Source organism: Brevibacterium sp. FAM 24630 (assembly GCF_049804075.1).
GTDB lineage: Bacteria > Actinomycetota > Actinomycetes > Actinomycetales > Brevibacteriaceae > Brevibacterium.
Genome location: NZ_JBNBZD010000012.1, coordinates 1 through 14,705, shown reverse-complemented (window position 1 = coordinate 14,705; position 14,705 = coordinate 1). Strand labels below are relative to the sequence as shown.

The window sequence follows — 14,705 nt, the reverse complement described above, 5'->3', positions numbered from 1 at the left end:
ATCGGCCGTGGTGAGCACTCGCTGTTCGGCTGTCACGTCTGTACTTCGGCTGTCAGTTCCGAGCTTCGGCGGTCAGTCGGCGTTCCCGATAGGCAAAGGTCGCCCAGCCGAGGGCCACGGCCCAGACCGGGAAGAGCAGCGTCGGCCCGATCGTCGCCCACCAACTGTCGGCGAAGACTTCGGGCATGCCTGAGAAGGCTGTGCGCACCAGGCCGACTCCGCCGGTGAAGATCGCCAACGACACGACCGTCGCAGGAATCGTCGCAAGAGTGATCGGCACTCGCCTCCCGCCCAAAGGACCGAGCCACGCAGGCAGCCGTTCTCCCCACTTCTGCACGAGCCCGAGTGTGAGCAGGATGCCTGCCACCGCGGCGAGGGCGAGCGCCAGACCCGAATGCCAGAGCCCCACGCGCTGCCCTTCGTCGAAGAGGCCTTGGCTCAGACCGACCGGAATTCCGAGCGCCCAGAGAATCCGAGTCAGTGCGTAGAAACCCGGAACGACGACGGCCACACCAACTGCGACCTTCGCACTGGTCGAGACCGCGGTCGAACCGCTTCCTACGGCAGCCGCAGGCCCGTCGACCGAACCGGCATCTCCTGCCGGATGCCGGTCACTGTCCCTGCTCAGCCCTACCCGACGCGACCGTTCGGCGACGGCCCAGACGACGAGCCACAGCACCGGACCGATGAGCATGATCGCCTGCCAGATCACTGGAGCCGGGATCGGCGGGAACTGCAGGCTGAGCGTATAGCCGAGGTAGGCCAGCAGCAGGGTATCGGTGAAGAAGACGGTGATGACTGCGGTGATCGCGAGTGCGACGATCCCGAGGGCCCGGACCGCGGAAGGTTCACTCAATCGTTCCCGCACACGGGCCACGGTGAGCGGAACCGCAGAGAGGACGAAGCTCAGCAGAGCGACGAAGCCGACGACGCCGGCCATGACCGATGTCGGGAGCGAGGCGATTGCCGAGGTGAACGCCCCGTCTTCGGATCCGGCCAGCGGTGCGCCGACGATTCCCAGTCCCCAGAGGACCGACATGACGAAGAGGAAGAGCGACCACGCCGAGGTGGCCGCAAGTCCCGCCCGAACAGCGACGAGTGCGGGTTGTGATGGATGATGGACTGTGTGGTGGAGCCGTTTCTGTGTCATGCCTCCACATTCGCCCCCGCAGACCTGCCACGGTCTCCCCCACAAGGGTGAACCCCGTCCCCGAGCGGGTGAAGTCCGATTCGGGCTCAGTGCGTGATGAACCCCGATTCGAAGGCCAGGATCACCGCCTGCGTCCGATCTCTCGCGCCGAGCTTCGACAGCAGCGAACTGACGTAGGTCTTGACCGTCTCCGCCCCGAGGAACATCTCAACGGCGATCTCGGCGTTGCTCATCCCCCGCGCCATCAGGGTGAGAACCTCCTGTTCCCGGTTGCTCAGCTGAGCCGAACTCACCAGGTCGACGTGTCGGACCGACCGTGCCGCCATGTCCCGGATCCTCTGCGGATAGAGCAGCGCCTCTCCCCCTGCCACGGTGTGCACCGCTCTGATCAGCTCGTCCGGCTGAGCGCGTTTGAGGACGAAGCCGTCGGCTCCCACACGCAAGGCCTCGAAGACGTAATCATCGCTGTTGAAGGTCGTGAGGATGAGCACCCGGGGCGACTCCTGCCGGTCCACGAGCAGCCGCGTGGCCTCCAACCCGTCGAGGCGGGGCATGTGCACATCCATGACGACGACGTCGGGACGCAGCCGAGTCACGAGATCCACCGCCTCCGCCCCATCGCCGCCTTCCCCGACCACTTCGAGCCCCGGATCGGAGTCGATGATCGCGGCCAGTCCCGCGCGCACGAGCGGCTCATCGTCGATGAGGATCACTCTGATGGCCATGGCACCTGTCCCTCCGAATACGGCAGCCTCACCTGCAGAACCCATTGTCCGCCATCGACTCCCCAGGCCGCGTTCCCACCGAACAGCGCAGCTCTTTCGCCGATGCCCACGAGTCCCCGTGATTCCCTCGCCGAGGCGGCCGCCCCCTTCAGATCGGACCTGCCCTCGCTGACCGTGCCGAACACGGGGCCGGTGGCCCCGCCGGCATTGCGCGCAACCACCTGCACGCAGTCCGCGCCGAAGTCGATGGTCACGTCGAGGCCCGGCGTCGTCGCATGCCGCAGCGAATTCGTCACCGCTTCACGCACGATCCGGTGGAGTTCGCGGACCACCGCCGTGGGCAGTCCGGCGGCGTCCCCGCTGATGGTCAGCCGGGTGGGGTGCCCGATGGAGCGGGCTTCTTCGGCCAAGCGGGTGATGTCGAGCATCGTTGGCCGAGGCGGCCGCGCACTTCCGCTGTCACCGTCGTCCGCGATCCCTCCGACATCAGCGTCGGTGCCGGCGATGCCGCCGGCGCCGCCCACCAAGTCTTCGATCTCGCTCACAGTGCCTTCGGCATCTGCCTCCGCGCGCAGCAGCGCGAGCACATGATCCAACTCAGCCACAGCGTCACGGCCGGTGCGAGCGATCTCGTCGACGGCCGCCTCGGCGAGTTTCTCATCGTGGTGCAGGGCACGCTTGGCCACCGCTGCCTGCATCGTCATGACGGTCAGGGCGTGGCCGATCGAATCGTGGACCTCACGGGCGAGGACGGTGCGGCGGAAACGACGGACGCGATCGGCCCCGGCTAGCGCAGCCCGGTCAGCTGCCGAGGGGCCGAGCAGGATCTGTGCATAGTGCGGCAGGAAATAGCCCTCGGCGATGATGAAGGCAGCGAGGAGGAGAAGAACCAAGGGCGCCAGGATCTGGATGAGTCCGGCGGGCAGGACGACGGCGGGCTCGGTCCACGGGCCGGCCGACGAATCCCCGCCTCCGCCCGTTGGCCCGCCGGTGGAACCCGCAATGCCGAGGAGCCCGTTCGACAGTTCCGAGGCCTGCTGCGGATCGGCGATCATCAGCGAAGCGGAGGGGATGACAACAACCACGGTGAGGAGGAGCAGTGCGCCGGCAAAAGCGTGCCCGAAGTAGAACAGGGCACCGCGGACACGGTCGGAGGCGGTCGGCCGCCTCGGCGGGGTGGGGATGGACAGTTCGAGGAGCTGCTCGGCCAGGGTCCGCTCGAGCGCGCGGATCACTGCCAGGAACGCGGGAATGCACAACAGGATGAAGACGATGATGCCGAAGACGAAGATGCCCAGGGCCAGGGACCGGTCGCTGGCCTCGTTCCACGCGGTGACGACCCAGATGATCACCGCGATATAGGGCACGGCGACGACCCCGCCGATCAGAAGGACCAGCAGTCTGCGCCACAGCTTCACCGCCCAAGCTCCCATCGCCACCAGACTACAGCGGCGGACTGACACGACGATTCTGCGCACAGCAGCCATCCGAATCGGCATCGGCTCCGAATCATCGATACCAGTCACCTTTGAGAAAGGATCGTCATGAATATCTCGATGTCATCACAGTCGCCCGCAGCCTCACACAGCACGCGTTCGCAGGTGCAGATGGTCTCGGGGCTCTTCGGCGCCGTGTTCCTGCTCGTGGGCATCCTCGGATTCGTCCCGGGCATCACCGCGAACCTCGGTTCGATCAGCTTCGCCGGACATCATACGGATGCGGCGCTGCTCGGTCTCTTCCAGGTCACGGTGCTCCACAACATCGTCCATCTGCTGTTCGGATTCGTCGGAATGCTCGGGCTCCGCTCGCGTGCACTGGCGAAGAACTACCTCATCATCGGCGGCATCATCTATGCGGTGCTGTGGATCTACGGAATGGTGATTCCGATGGAGTCGATGGGCAACTTCGTCGGGCTCAACACCGCCGACAACTGGCTGCACTTCGTCCTCGCGGCGGCCATGATCACGACCGGGATCGTCTTCGGTCGCAAGCCTCGAGTCTGATCCTTCAGATTCCTGCAGCCGCTTTGACGATCCCTCCCAGGCCCAGCGCCAACAGCGCTGCGGCCGGGATCGTCAGCAGCCACACGCCGAACATCGGCAGGAAGTAGCGGGCTCGGGCGTGGCCCTTGCGTCCGGCATATTGGGTGCCGAGGATCGACGAGCCCAGGACGAAGGTCAGCGACACGGGCACGCGCATGACCAGAGCCGCGGTGTACATGAGGATCGAGGCGGCACCATCGGCGATGGCGGATTTGAGCGGGTCGAGCCGGACCATCCGCACTGACAGGGTCTGGACCACCCGCCACCCGCTCAGCCCGGTGCCCAGTGCCAGGGCCGCGGCAATGAGGAGACGCACGGGCCAAGAGATCTCGACGATGGACAGACCGTCGTGCGGGGTGGCCTCGACCGCGAGGATGCCGACCATGACCAGGGCCGCGACCTTCTGCGCATCCTGGACTCCGTGGACGAGCGACAGGGATGCCGTGAGCACTGAGTCGACCATGCGCGCGCCGCGAAACAGCGGTTTCGGCGGAACGGAGGCGAGGAACTTCGACAGCACGAGGGTCAACGCCCACGCGAGGATGAACCCGAGAACGGGTGAGAGCAGCAGCGGCCACACGACGGAGTCCATCGCCTCACCGGTGTTGACGGAGAACCCGAACACGATTCCGGCACCGAGCAGTCCGCCGATGAGACAGTGCGTCGAGGACACCGGCAGCGCCAGGAAGTAGGTGAAGAGACTCCAGATCGTCGCGGCCACGAACGCGACGAGCAGACAGGTGAGAATGAGGTCGGCGGAACCGGAGAAGAGCACGATCTGGTTCGCCACGACGATGGCGATGCCCTCGCCGAGCAGCGCCCCGATGAAGTTGAAGACCACGGCCAGGCCCAGTGCCCACTTCGGGTTGAGGGCCCGACCGACGACGGCATTGCCGATCGTCAGCGCAGCGTCATGGAAGCCGTTCGAGCCGGCGAAGATCACCCCGGCGACGATGACGGCCACCAAAAGCAGCTCCACGGACTACGACTCCTTGATCGCGATGGCCGCGACGACCTTGCCGAGCTCCGTGAACCCGTGAGCGGCCCGGACGAATGCCTGCCCGAGCTGGGACACGGCCGCCATGTACGTGAGTCCGCGTTTGGAGTTCGGCACCGCATCCGACATCCGCCACTGCAGGGTCTCGACTTGGTAGGTCAGCCGGTTGATCGCGTCGACGTAGTCCCACTGGTCGAGTTTGCCCGGCATGCGGGTGATCATCCGCGAGGTGTGGTCGGTCTGGTTCGACAGCACCGCCAAGGTCTCGGGCACGCCGGACGGCAACGGGTCGAAGGCTTCCGAAGCGAGGACGAATCCGACCCCGTGCAGACGGTGGCAGATGTCGCGCATGTGGTGGCTGAGCAGGTAGAGGTCATTGCGGTCGAATGGAGTGATGTAGTTCTCGCGCAGCGCCCGCAGCATCGCGCCCATGTCCTCATCGGCTCTGTCCCCGATCTCGCGGAGACGATCGGCGACGTCGCGACGTTCGCTGATTTCGATGCCGGAGAGTTCGGCGAGCACCAAGTTGCATTGCCGCATCTGTGAGACGAGAGCGGACAGCCGCTCATAGAAGACAGTGTCCTGCGGTACTCGCTTGAGCCGCATGCGCTCCTCCTGCCCGGGGCCCGGACGAGCCGGACGAATATGCATGATGCCTCAATGATATGTGCCGGACGCTGAACCGAGAGCGCCTCTCGGCGGAAGGCCGCTCGAAGCGGCTGAATTTGGAGCCCGGGGCTTCAGCGATCCAGCGTCCGGTGGCCCGAAGGCCACCCCCTACGATACTCGTTCACACGCATGAGTCCACCGCCGAGGCGGCTGTTGGTTCGTTGAGAATCTCACAGTTGACTTCGGGGGCACGTGGGAATATCGGCAGGGCCGGGGCCGGGCGCCGGCCGGACCGGGGGCGCGTCGGCGCGGCCGGACTGGGTAGCCTCGGCGGGGCTGGGTTCGTGTTCACACGGTCAGTCGAGGCCGCCTCGGCGGTGAGCGACGGCCGCGTCGGAGAGATCCTGGGAGAGTCGGCTCAGTCGAGCGCTGACGTCGTTGTCGTCCGTGCCGGCGGCACAGATGGCGACGAACGCGGCGGCGCGCAGCAAGGCGATGACGACGTCGCCGCGGAAAGCTCCGGCGAGGATCTCGTCGATCGCCCGCGCCACCTCATCAGGGCCGGCGGGCAGTTCGACGCCGGCGAGGATCTCGTCGTATCCGATGCCGTCAGTGACTCTGCGCTGTCCGTCGGCGAACATCTCGGACAGGTCGCGGGGTGCAGACGTGATCCATTCGCGCAATGCGTAGAGACGCCACAGGGCGCCGGGCGCTGAGACGGCTGGGGCAGCCGACCACATCTCGGCGATGATTTCGAAACCGATGTCGTCGGCGAGTTCGATGAACCGTCGGGTGGCTGCCTCGTCGCGGTTGCCGTCGGCGTCGCCGAGCAGCAGCGCGGCGGTCGCGTGCGAGGTTTCGGACCGGGCTACAGGATCGTCGGAGGCACCGACGGAGTCGAGGTCGGCGAGGGGAACGGGGCGGTGGAAGGGTCGCTGTGTCATCGTCAAGGCAGTCTAGTCCGCCGGCGTGCGCGGTGACCAGGACCCAGATCACAGCCGGGCTTTTGTCCGACGGTCAGGGTTCGCTCCCCGAGCTCACAGTGGCGGCTATTAAACTTGCTGGTGATTCGTGTCTGCGACCCGCAGTCGCGAGTGACCGATACGAGGAGGAACTCTCGTGGCAAAATCATCCGTGGCGAAGAAGGGCCTCGACAAGGCGGCGAAGCTCGCAGTCAATGAGGACGGCACCCTCAATCCTCGCGCCCAGTCGATGTTGTCGCGTCTGCTGTCCGTGCAACGGCCCGTCGCCCTGGCTTATGTGCGCAGTCTGCGCCGGAAGCATCCGGAAGCGACGCCCGAGGAACTCATCGCGATCATTCGCAGGCACTACCTGACTCTGACGACTTCGGGCGGCGCAGCGGTGGGCGCGACCGCCGCCGTGCCGGGCCTGGGAACCACGGCCGCCCTCGGCGTGGCCAGTGCGGAGACCGCCGGATTCCTCGAAGGCACGGCGCTGTTCGCCCAAGCGATCTCGGAGATCCACGGACTGCCCGTGGCCGATGCCAAGCGGGCGAACGCTCTCGTGCTCGGCCTCATGCTGGGCAAGGACGGGAAGAACCTCGTGCAGCGGTTCAGCAAGCAGAACGGCGGAGTCGAATCCATGTTCGGCAGCTGGGGCGCCACCGTGACCAAGCAGCTGCCCGGTCCGCTGGTCGACCTGCTCGTGCGCAAGCTGCGGAAGACCTTCATCCGCAAATTCGCCGCCCGCGCAGGCGGCTCCTTCGTCGGCCGGCTGCTGCCGTTCGGAATCGGTGCCGTCATCGGAGCCGTCGTGAATGCGCAGATGGCACGGAAGGTGGCCGCGGAGTCGAAGGAAGCCTTCGGTGCAGCTCCGACGATCTTCCCCATCGAAACCGACCCCGAATACGTCGCCCCGAAGAAGGACCGCAGGCTGCTCGCTAGCCTCAAGAACGTCTCCGCGCTGCTCGGGAAGCTCAAGAAGAACAAGGCCATTGAGAGCTCGGTCATCGACGAGGCTGCGGACGAGGATCTGTCCTCTCCGGACTCATTGCCTCAGACCTACACCGGCCCGGATCGACCCGAGCTGGAGAAATGAGGGAAGCGGTGTTCGACCGCGTCCTCTGGTTTGAGTAATGGGGTCACGTACCTCTAATATTATTGAGTCTCCAACTGTCGTGTTCCGGCTCTGCCGATCAGTCGAGTTGGGACGGGGCCTCTAGCTCAGTTGGTAGAGCAACGGACTTTTAATCCGTGGGTCGTGGGTTCGATCCCCACGGGGCCCACCGTTGATTTTAGGATGTACCCCCTGGTGAGAAGCCCGCTGAGTACCAGACTCAGCGGGCTTCTCCTGGGGAGGGCACAAATCGGGCACATCTCACGCCACCTCAGATGGCCTCAGACCCCATCTGCACCGCCATTCGGTCGGCGACCTCGTCGAGTGCGGTGTCCATGAGGTGCCCGTAGCGATCGAGAGTCATCGCCGCCGAGGCGTGCCCGAGCATACGCTGGAGTACCTTGACGTTCGCCCCCGCATGAATCGCGAGACTCGCCGCGGTGTGCCGCAGCTCGTGCCGCCGCAGGTCGCTCGGCAGCTGGGCGGCCCGCAACGCCTTCGCCCACCAGCTGCGCTCGTTCTTCGGTCGCCGGAGGAAATCGCCGCGCGATCCGGGGAAGAGCAGCCCGCTTGGCTGCTCAGCCAAGCGCTCTAGCAGTGGCAGTGGTGCGCTGACTTCTCGCCGCTCGTGCGATTTCGGCAGCCCGAGCAGGATCTGCCCTCCGGCCTCGACCGCGTTCTCCACGATACGGATGCGACGACGCACCAGGTCGACGTGGGCTGTCTGGAGCGCCACGGCCTCGCCCCAGCGGATGCCTGTGAGACCGAGCGTGAGCACGAGATCCCGGTGGGGGCCCGCCCCGTCTGCCAATGCGCGCAGCTGCGCAGCCGTGAGGATCCGCATGTCGCGACTCGTCTTGCGCGGCATGTTCGACAGATTCTCCGCGGGGTTATCCGCGTTCCTCCGGGCCGCGACGGCTTCGCGCAGGATTCCGCTGAGCACCGATCGATTGCGGTCGATCTGGGTGTGGGAAGCGTCAAGCTCGACAAACTCCGCGATCCAGTCCTCGACATCGTCCTTGCGGACCACCCCCACGGGGACGCGCCCCCACCGGGGTTCGACGTGGAGCCGCCAGGCGGATTCGTAGGTCCGCCATGTCGAGAAGTTGACGCCCGCTCGGCGACGCTTCAGCCACGCGGGTCCGAGTTCCCCAACGCTCGCGCGACCAGCCTGTGGGTCGATGTAACGGCCGTCACGCATCTCCGTCTGTACGCGCGCCAGGAATGCCTGCGCCTCGCGCTTGCGCACGAACCCCTTCCTCTTTTTCTGCCGCCGATCCGGTCCTCGCCACCGCGCCGCGTAACGAGGTCCGGATTTCGTTTCATAGCGCTCGATCGACCCCGTCATGCCGCCCACGGCATTTCATCGGTACGGCGGGCAAGGCGGCTCTCCACCCAGTCGTCGATGTCCTCCTGCCGATAGCGCGGGCTCCGGGGGCCCACGCGGACGAACGCGGGGCCGGTGCCCTCGTAACGCAGCTTCGCGAGCTGATCAGTGGTGACTCCGAGCTGATCAGCGACCAGCTGCGGTTTGATCAGTTCCATATTATTTCCTCCAGTGTCTCGCTCACAGAGAGCGACGGCGCAGCCGAACCGGCTGCGGCACTGGGCCTAGATCTAGATGGCCTCGTTGTGCTTCACGGGTCCTCCTCCCACGGTTGGCATTTGTGCATCACATGTAAAAACTTCGAGGTGACCGACGACCACCGCTGCTGCCCCGCTGGTGGTCGGTGGGGTCGGCCGCGTGTCCGTGGCTCGCTCGAGGCGGGCGAGGGCTCTCCGCGCCCGGTGCCGCGCCAGGACCGCCACCTCCCGGCTCTCCAGCATCAGCTGCTCGGTTTGGATAGCCCACCGGCGACGCAACGACTGGGTCATCATCGCCGTGACCAGCCGTTGCGTCCGGGGTGCCGGGAGTGCGCTGACGCATGGGATTTCAATCGTGGCGGTCATATCTCTCCTTAGAATTTTGTCCACTTGCGACCCAAGACCACCGGGTCCCCCCAGATTTCGATTCGGCCGGGGCCGCTCTCCTCGTGGAGTCCGCTGTCATCGAGCCAGCCGTGCATCTCATCACGAAGCACTGCTGCTACCCGCTCGGCGTCTTCCTCGTCACACTCGATCTCGAGTTCGTCATGGACGACCAGCCAAAGGCGAGCTGTCGGGGCCTCCATACGGAGCCGTGCGGCTACGCGCCGTGTCATCGTCTTGAACACGTCGCCTGCCGTTGCCTGGATGATGTGATTCTGCGCCGTGTAACTGCGGTTCTCGATTGCAGGCAATTCCCGGCCCCACGGGGTGTACCCTGGGCGCATCCGTGTCGCCTGGCGTTGGGTGCGATCCAGCCAGCGCTCCAGCCGTGGAAATCGGCGGAGCACCCGCTTTTTCACACGTGCGGCCTCGCTAGCCGATACACCGAGATCTGCAGCGAGGGATTCGGCCCCCATCCCGTACATAAGGGCAAGCAGCACGACTTTCATCCGTGAACGGCTCTTTACGGCCTTCGCGGTCAAGCGCCCCGCGGCGTCCGTCTCGGTGGCCGCAGGGCCGAGAACCATTCGGCCGATTTCGACGTACGGGTCTGTCCCGCGCGTGCACGTCTCAGCCATACGCGGGCACTGGCTGAGAGCAGCCATTACCGATGGCTCGACGTGCGTGAGATCGGCGGCAACGAGTGTTCGCCCGTTGGGGACGTGTAGCAGCCCTCGGAGGTCGACTTCCCCGTCCCGCGGCCGAGCGATGTTCTGCACGGCGGGTTTGCTCGCGGACATGCGCCCAGTGCGCGCAGCATTCGCGCTGAAGCATGGATGGACACGACCGGTCGTTTCCGACGTGCGCGCGAACTCGCGCAGTTTCGACAACTGGCTCGCACGATCGGCAGCGGCACACATCCGATCCCACTCGCCGCGCACGTCGTCATCGACGTATGCACGGTTCCGAGAGGCCCGGCTCAGAGACAGTTCGCCGCTGTCCGTGGTATCGAGTCCGCGCGGGCAGATCACCTCTTCGACCCATTTCTGCCGGGCCTTGTTCGTGGTGGTCGGGTCGAAGCCGAAATGCTGCCGCTCGGAAGCGAGGAAGGCTTCGAGGTTATTGATCGCAGCACGCAACGCTTTCTGATCGACTGCCAGCCCATCATAGCCGGTGGCACGAAATGCGGAATCGATGTCGATGTCCAAGTCGACCGCCGGGGCGAGCTCGGGGCGTGCCTCGAGATGGTCTTCCATCTCCTCGGCGAGTGCGGCGCACTCAATTGTGTCCTCGGCCACGTAACGATGTAGCAAGACATCATCGGGTGCCAGATACTGTACGGCGCGGGGTAGCCAATCGGACCGACCAGTACCCAGATACCGATCGCGGAGGATGCGGCGTTCCTCGCGTGGCGTTGACGCAGCAGCTCGTGCCCATGCGGCGGCGCAATCGCGGTAATGGGCGCGAAGAGCGTCCTGGGCCGCGGCGGTGGTCGGGCGAAGCCGTTTGAGAGAGAAGCCTTCGTCGAGACCCGTCCAGCGGTCGACGCCCCAGCGCAGTGTCCGGGCCATCGTCAGTGTGCACACCATCGAGACCAGACGGACTCCGGCACTGGCTCGGATGGCGCGATAGTCGAAATCGGCATTGTGGGCGTAAAGTGTCCGCCCATCGTCCGCGATGACGCGACAGGCTTGTCGTGTCAGATCGCGGTCCCGCCCCGACCAGACGATGGCGGACCCGTCGGCGAGGGCCAGGCAGATCACCCCGACCGCGAAGTCCGGGGCATGGTGATCGATTCCGGTGGTCTCTGTGTCGAGCGCCAGGCACCCCTGCGAATGGTCGTCGAGCCAGCCGCGGATAGTCGCGGCATCCGCGGCATAGAGCGGGTCAGACATCGAACTCCTCCTCGGTGGTCTCCCCTGTGGCAGTCATCGGAGGAGGCGTGGCCCTCCGGGCCTTGCGGTAGTCGTCGAGGGGAATCACCCCGGGGAGGTCTTGCGGCGCGTCCGGAGGCTGGAGAACGAGCCCCTTGGCGTATACACCCCTCTTTGAGACCCGCCATGTGGTGTTGTCCGGTTTGACCTCTCCGACGGTGATACCGCAGCGACCCAGGTTTTGGATGAACCGCGACTTCGACGGCGCTGAGTAATCCTCCAGCCCCTCATCGTCCCGCATATACTCGGTGAAGGCGTCTCGCACATCCGCGACGGCCGTGGCTTCGCCGGACACCTCGCGGGTAGTGTGCTCGGCAAGCCACCGAGAGAGATGGTCCTCCTGCCGACGATAGCGGGCTGTCGCTGCGGCCACCGTAGCGGTCAGTGGCACGATCCCTTGGTCAGGGACACCCTGGTCGAGACGCGCGATGATGCGCTGTGCTCCGGCCACTAGCAGGGCCGCTGTTCCTGCGGCGTCTTGCGCCAGGCGCGTTCCCAGCTGGGAGTCACGTTGCTCGACCGGGATGGGGTGCACTTCGATGACGACGATGCGGTCAGCGGTCGCATCGTCGAAGTTCTTCAGCTGCGGGAGGTGATTGGTCGTTACGATCAGGGTGTGCTGCGGGGTGAAGTCGAAATGCTTACCGCCTTTGTGCTCGGCCGCGATCGAGTCTCTGGTGGCCAAGCGCTTGATGTCCTGCCCTGACATCCGCGTGTATGCGTCCAGCTCGGAGACTCCGACGAATCGCGCTCCCGCGAGCTTGGCCGTCGCGAATCGGCCATCCTGACCTGCGAATGCCGACGCCGAGAGCTGGACACCATAATCTGCGTAGACGTCGCCGACACCTCGCAGAAGCGTCGATTTGCCTGCGTTGCCCTCTGCGTCGACGATGAAATAGATCCGCTCGCTCGGCAGCCCCACTAGAGGTTGCGACAAAGCTTCTTGGAGCACACTGGCCGTGTCGCGGGCTCCGCCACACATGTCGAGCATGAGCCTCCCGGCAATGGTCGATGTCAAAAGATCCTCACCCGGGTCGAAGGCGCGAGGATGTACGCCCAGACGCCGGAGGTTCGGCGCACCGATCGGCCGAGGCTGAGTCTCACGGGTGCGGAGGTCCAGGACTCCATCGGGACTGCATGCCTGGTACGGGTGGTCCTCGTCGCGAGCCAGACGGGCACTGGTCGGCTCATCAAGCGACCCTGCGTCGAGGTCCGATTTCAAAGAAGGCAGCCACGAGGACCGCAGCGCATTGAGGGAAGGGGCCCGTCGGTCATCGGGTGAGAAGACGTCATCGATGATCTCCATCGCTTCGTCGACGGGGGCCCCGTCAACCGGATAGAGGCGAGTGCCATCGTCGCGAAGCCAGATCCGGCGGTCCGTGGCATAGCGGTGCCCGCGATCACGGAGACGCTGCCCGAGCAATGCGCGGAGCCCAGGGTCCGTCGAGGAGTCGAACCTACCTAGGGAGATCGCTTCCTCCGCAGCTGCGACAGAGAACGCCATCTGGTCTGCACAACGGACGCGGGTCTCGGGGTCACGCGGGGCGTCGTGGAGTGTGACCGCCCTAGCACCAGCAGCCCGCAGTGCGAGCACGGTGTCGCGCACACGTGGGGCGTATCGCCGCCACTCGGGGCCCAGAGCGAGTCGCACATCCCGATCGCACGGGTCAAGGGTGAGGGTAGACAGCTGGGGTTCAGCAGTCCGATTCCCAGCCGCGCCGGGCTGTCGGACAAGCGCCGTCAAACGGCCGAGCACGACTTCGCTTGCGTCCTGGAGGCGGAGCGCGTCAACCAGGGATGTTGCGATAGTCAGCGTGTCGCCGCTGCCAACGACCACCGGTGCCGGAACCGTGTACGTGTCATCGACGGTTCCGGGGAACGTGACAACCGTGCCACCTTCGCTGGTTGTGGTAGGGGCATACCCTACTATTACCGGCAGCGGGGTGGGGTCATCCGAATCGTCGCGTGGGTGTGGGCGCTCCTCCGTTCGGAGCGTAAGAGCCCGAGCCTGTGCTGCGGTGACACAGCGTGCCGCCAGATGGGTGATGTGGTCGTCGCTGAGGTCCTCAGGCCAGCCCCCCGCAACAACCCACGCGTATGCGGTTTCGGCGCTCTCGTAGAGGGCGTCGAGGAATGGCTCAACGCCCTCCGCATTGAGTCGTTCGCTCAGTGCGTCGAGTGATTTGGTATCGAGATCTAGGAGGCACTGCAGGAGCCATCGTGCGGTATATGACCCCGGCCCGTCATCGAGGAGTGTGCCGGCCACGGAGCCGGAAAAGATGTGGACCCGCTCCAGCCCGTCGTCACCGGTGAAGATCGCCGCATCACGCGTGTCACTGGAGCCGTCTGGGTGTGTCCAACCGCCACAAGTTTCCGTGAACCCGAGCGCGTCGAGGAGATCCGCCATCGGGATATCGTCGACGCTGGTGTGCGCGTGGTAGCGGCGAGGTCGTGACGGGGTAATGAACTCGTCGATACGTGAAGTCAGGGCCGCTGCCGTGGTCTGCGCGCCCGGGTTTGCGCGACGCAGTTCGTTGACGATCGGCCTATCGTCGCCTTCCTTTTGATGCAAGGAGCCAGCAGGGCGGGTCAACGTCGCGATGTTCGCTAGGACACCACGGTCGATGCACAGCCCCTCGTCAGCCAGCGCTGCGGCCACCGCACGATCGGCGGCGTGTGCCAGGTCGCGGGTCAGGTCGGTAATGCAATACAAGGCAGCGAGCCCACCACGCGTGCGTACAATTGTGACTGGGGCAGTCCCGAGGGTGTCCGCGACAATGTCGACGATATGGAACGCCTCGTCTTCGTCCCCGGCGTAACGCAAATCGCCTTGCCCGTCCTTTCCGATGTCAATGTCGGCGAGGACGAGACGCGGGTCGATCACCGTAGATGCACCGCCCTGGGCGGCCCCGAGATCAGCAGCGGGGTCACGGGGGTTCGCCGCGATATAGAGCATCCCACTGCGGGCACCACTGATCACCGTCGCGAGACTGTCCATATCGTTGAACGACCTAGTACGGCACTGGTTGTCCAGACGTGTTAGAGGCGTCACTCCCCCAGAGGGGAGGACGGAGTTAAGCCTTGATCCACCGATGTAAGTAGCCGGATCAAGCCGTTCGTGGAATGGAAATGCCCCTCCTGAGCTGGGAAAATGGTGATGTTCTAAGTCAACATTCCCGGCCAAGAAAGGGGCACCTCTCAGGT

At 65.4% G+C, this 14,705-nt stretch carries 12 protein-coding genes and 1 tRNA gene; 3 read left to right on the top strand and 10 right to left on the bottom strand.

The window, feature by feature from the left end:
- Positions 1 to 52: 52 nt before the first annotated feature.
- From ACPUD7_RS10530 to ACPUD7_RS10520, 3 genes are all read right to left on the bottom strand, one after another.
- Entirely contained in the window at positions 53 to 1,150 is a 1,098-nt protein-coding gene (locus ACPUD7_RS10530) for a hypothetical protein (RefSeq protein ID WP_425119862.1), read from the bottom strand.
- Between the two features lie 86 nt (positions 1,151 to 1,236).
- On the bottom strand, positions 1,237 to 1,875 hold the full coding sequence (locus tag ACPUD7_RS10525) for a response regulator (RefSeq protein WP_425119861.1): 639 nt from the start codon (positions 1,873 to 1,875) through the stop codon (positions 1,237 to 1,239).
- Positions 1,860 to 3,308: a sensor histidine kinase gene (locus ACPUD7_RS10520; protein WP_425119860.1), complete on the bottom strand. Its 1,449-nt coding sequence runs from the start codon at positions 3,306 to 3,308 to the stop codon at positions 1,860 to 1,862. The genes ACPUD7_RS10525 and ACPUD7_RS10520 overlap by 16 nt, the downstream gene beginning before the upstream one ends.
- Before the next feature lie 111 nt (positions 3,309 to 3,419).
- Here ACPUD7_RS10520 and ACPUD7_RS10515 point away from each other — a divergent pair, with 111 nt between their 5' ends.
- The gene (locus tag ACPUD7_RS10515; RefSeq protein ID WP_425119859.1) at positions 3,420 to 3,878 is read left to right on the top strand and encodes a DUF4383 domain-containing protein; all 459 of its coding nucleotides are present in this window, start codon (positions 3,420 to 3,422) and stop codon (positions 3,876 to 3,878) included.
- A 4-nt stretch (positions 3,879 to 3,882) separates the two neighbouring features.
- On the opposite strand, the gene ACPUD7_RS10510 is transcribed toward ACPUD7_RS10515, so the two are convergent.
- From ACPUD7_RS10510 to ACPUD7_RS10500, 3 genes are all read right to left on the bottom strand, one after another.
- Complete coding sequence (locus ACPUD7_RS10510; protein ID WP_135540016.1) at positions 3,883 to 4,896, bottom strand: inorganic phosphate transporter; 1,014 nt, start codon at positions 4,894 to 4,896, stop codon at positions 3,883 to 3,885.
- A 3-nt stretch (positions 4,897 to 4,899) separates the two neighbouring features.
- Positions 4,900 to 5,565 (bottom strand): DUF47 domain-containing protein, encoded by a 666-nt coding sequence (locus tag ACPUD7_RS10505; RefSeq protein ID WP_425119858.1) that lies wholly within the window; start codon positions 5,563 to 5,565, stop codon positions 4,900 to 4,902.
- A 314-nt stretch (positions 5,566 to 5,879) separates the two neighbouring features.
- Complete coding sequence (locus ACPUD7_RS10500) at positions 5,880 to 6,467, bottom strand: hypothetical protein (protein WP_135540012.1); 588 nt, start codon at positions 6,465 to 6,467, stop codon at positions 5,880 to 5,882.
- Positions 6,468 to 6,642: 175 nt separating this feature from the next.
- On the opposite strand from ACPUD7_RS10500, the gene ACPUD7_RS10495 reads away from it, so the two are divergent.
- Positions 6,643 to 7,581 (top strand): hypothetical protein, encoded by a 939-nt coding sequence (locus ACPUD7_RS10495; RefSeq protein WP_135540010.1) that lies wholly within the window; start codon positions 6,643 to 6,645, stop codon positions 7,579 to 7,581.
- 114 nt (positions 7,582 to 7,695) lie between these two features.
- A tRNA-Lys gene (locus tag ACPUD7_RS10490) sits at positions 7,696 to 7,768 on the top strand.
- 102 nt (positions 7,769 to 7,870) lie between these two features.
- Here ACPUD7_RS10490 and ACPUD7_RS10485 read toward each other — a convergent pair.
- The 4 genes from ACPUD7_RS10485 to ACPUD7_RS10470 all read right to left on the bottom strand — a co-directional run bounded on the left by ACPUD7_RS10485 (position 7,871) and on the right by ACPUD7_RS10470 (position 14,499).
- Positions 7,871 to 8,848 carry a tyrosine-type recombinase/integrase gene (locus ACPUD7_RS10485; RefSeq protein WP_425119857.1) on the bottom strand — a complete coding sequence of 326 codons (978 nt, stop codon included), beginning with the start codon at positions 8,846 to 8,848 and terminating at the stop codon, positions 7,871 to 7,873.
- Between the two features lie 95 nt (positions 8,849 to 8,943).
- Positions 8,944 to 9,144, bottom strand: coding sequence for a helix-turn-helix transcriptional regulator (locus tag ACPUD7_RS10480; RefSeq protein WP_425119856.1), 201 nt, complete (start codon positions 9,142 to 9,144; stop codon positions 8,944 to 8,946).
- A 413-nt stretch (positions 9,145 to 9,557) separates the two neighbouring features.
- Entirely contained in the window at positions 9,558 to 11,462 is a 1,905-nt protein-coding gene (locus tag ACPUD7_RS10475) for a DNA polymerase (RefSeq protein ID WP_425119855.1), read from the bottom strand.
- On the bottom strand, positions 11,455 to 14,499 hold the full coding sequence (locus ACPUD7_RS10470) for a DNA primase family protein (protein ID WP_425119854.1): 3,045 nt from the start codon (positions 14,497 to 14,499) through the stop codon (positions 11,455 to 11,457). The genes ACPUD7_RS10475 and ACPUD7_RS10470 overlap by 8 nt, the downstream gene beginning before the upstream one ends.
- Between the last annotated feature and the right edge of the window lie 206 nt (positions 14,500 to 14,705).

Bases quoted from the DNA above. Each gene is read 5' to 3' on its own strand.
- ACPUD7_RS10530 (WP_425119862.1), bottom strand. From the start codon at position 1,150: ATGACACAGAAACGGCTCCACCACACAGTCCATCATCCATCACAACCC.
- ACPUD7_RS10525 (WP_425119861.1), bottom strand. From the start codon at position 1,875: ATGGCCATCAGAGTGATCCTCATCGACGATGAGCCGCTCGTGCGCGCG.
- ACPUD7_RS10520 (WP_425119860.1), bottom strand. From the start codon at position 3,308: ATGGGAGCTTGGGCGGTGAAGCTGTGGCGCAGACTGCTGGTCCTTCTG.
- ACPUD7_RS10515 (WP_425119859.1), top strand. From the start codon at position 3,420: ATGAATATCTCGATGTCATCACAGTCGCCCGCAGCCTCACACAGCACG.
- ACPUD7_RS10505 (WP_425119858.1), bottom strand. From the start codon at position 5,565: ATGCATATTCGTCCGGCTCGTCCGGGCCCCGGGCAGGAGGAGCGCATG.
- ACPUD7_RS10500 (WP_135540012.1), bottom strand. From the start codon at position 6,467: ATGACACAGCGACCCTTCCACCGCCCCGTTCCCCTCGCCGACCTCGAC.
- ACPUD7_RS10480 (WP_425119856.1), bottom strand. From the start codon at position 9,144: ATGGAACTGATCAAACCGCAGCTGGTCGCTGATCAGCTCGGAGTCACC.
- ACPUD7_RS10475 (WP_425119855.1), bottom strand. From the start codon at position 11,462: ATGTCTGACCCGCTCTATGCCGCGGATGCCGCGACTATCCGCGGCTGG.
- ACPUD7_RS10470 (WP_425119854.1), bottom strand. From the start codon at position 14,499: ATGGACAGTCTCGCGACGGTGATCAGTGGTGCCCGCAGTGGGATGCTC.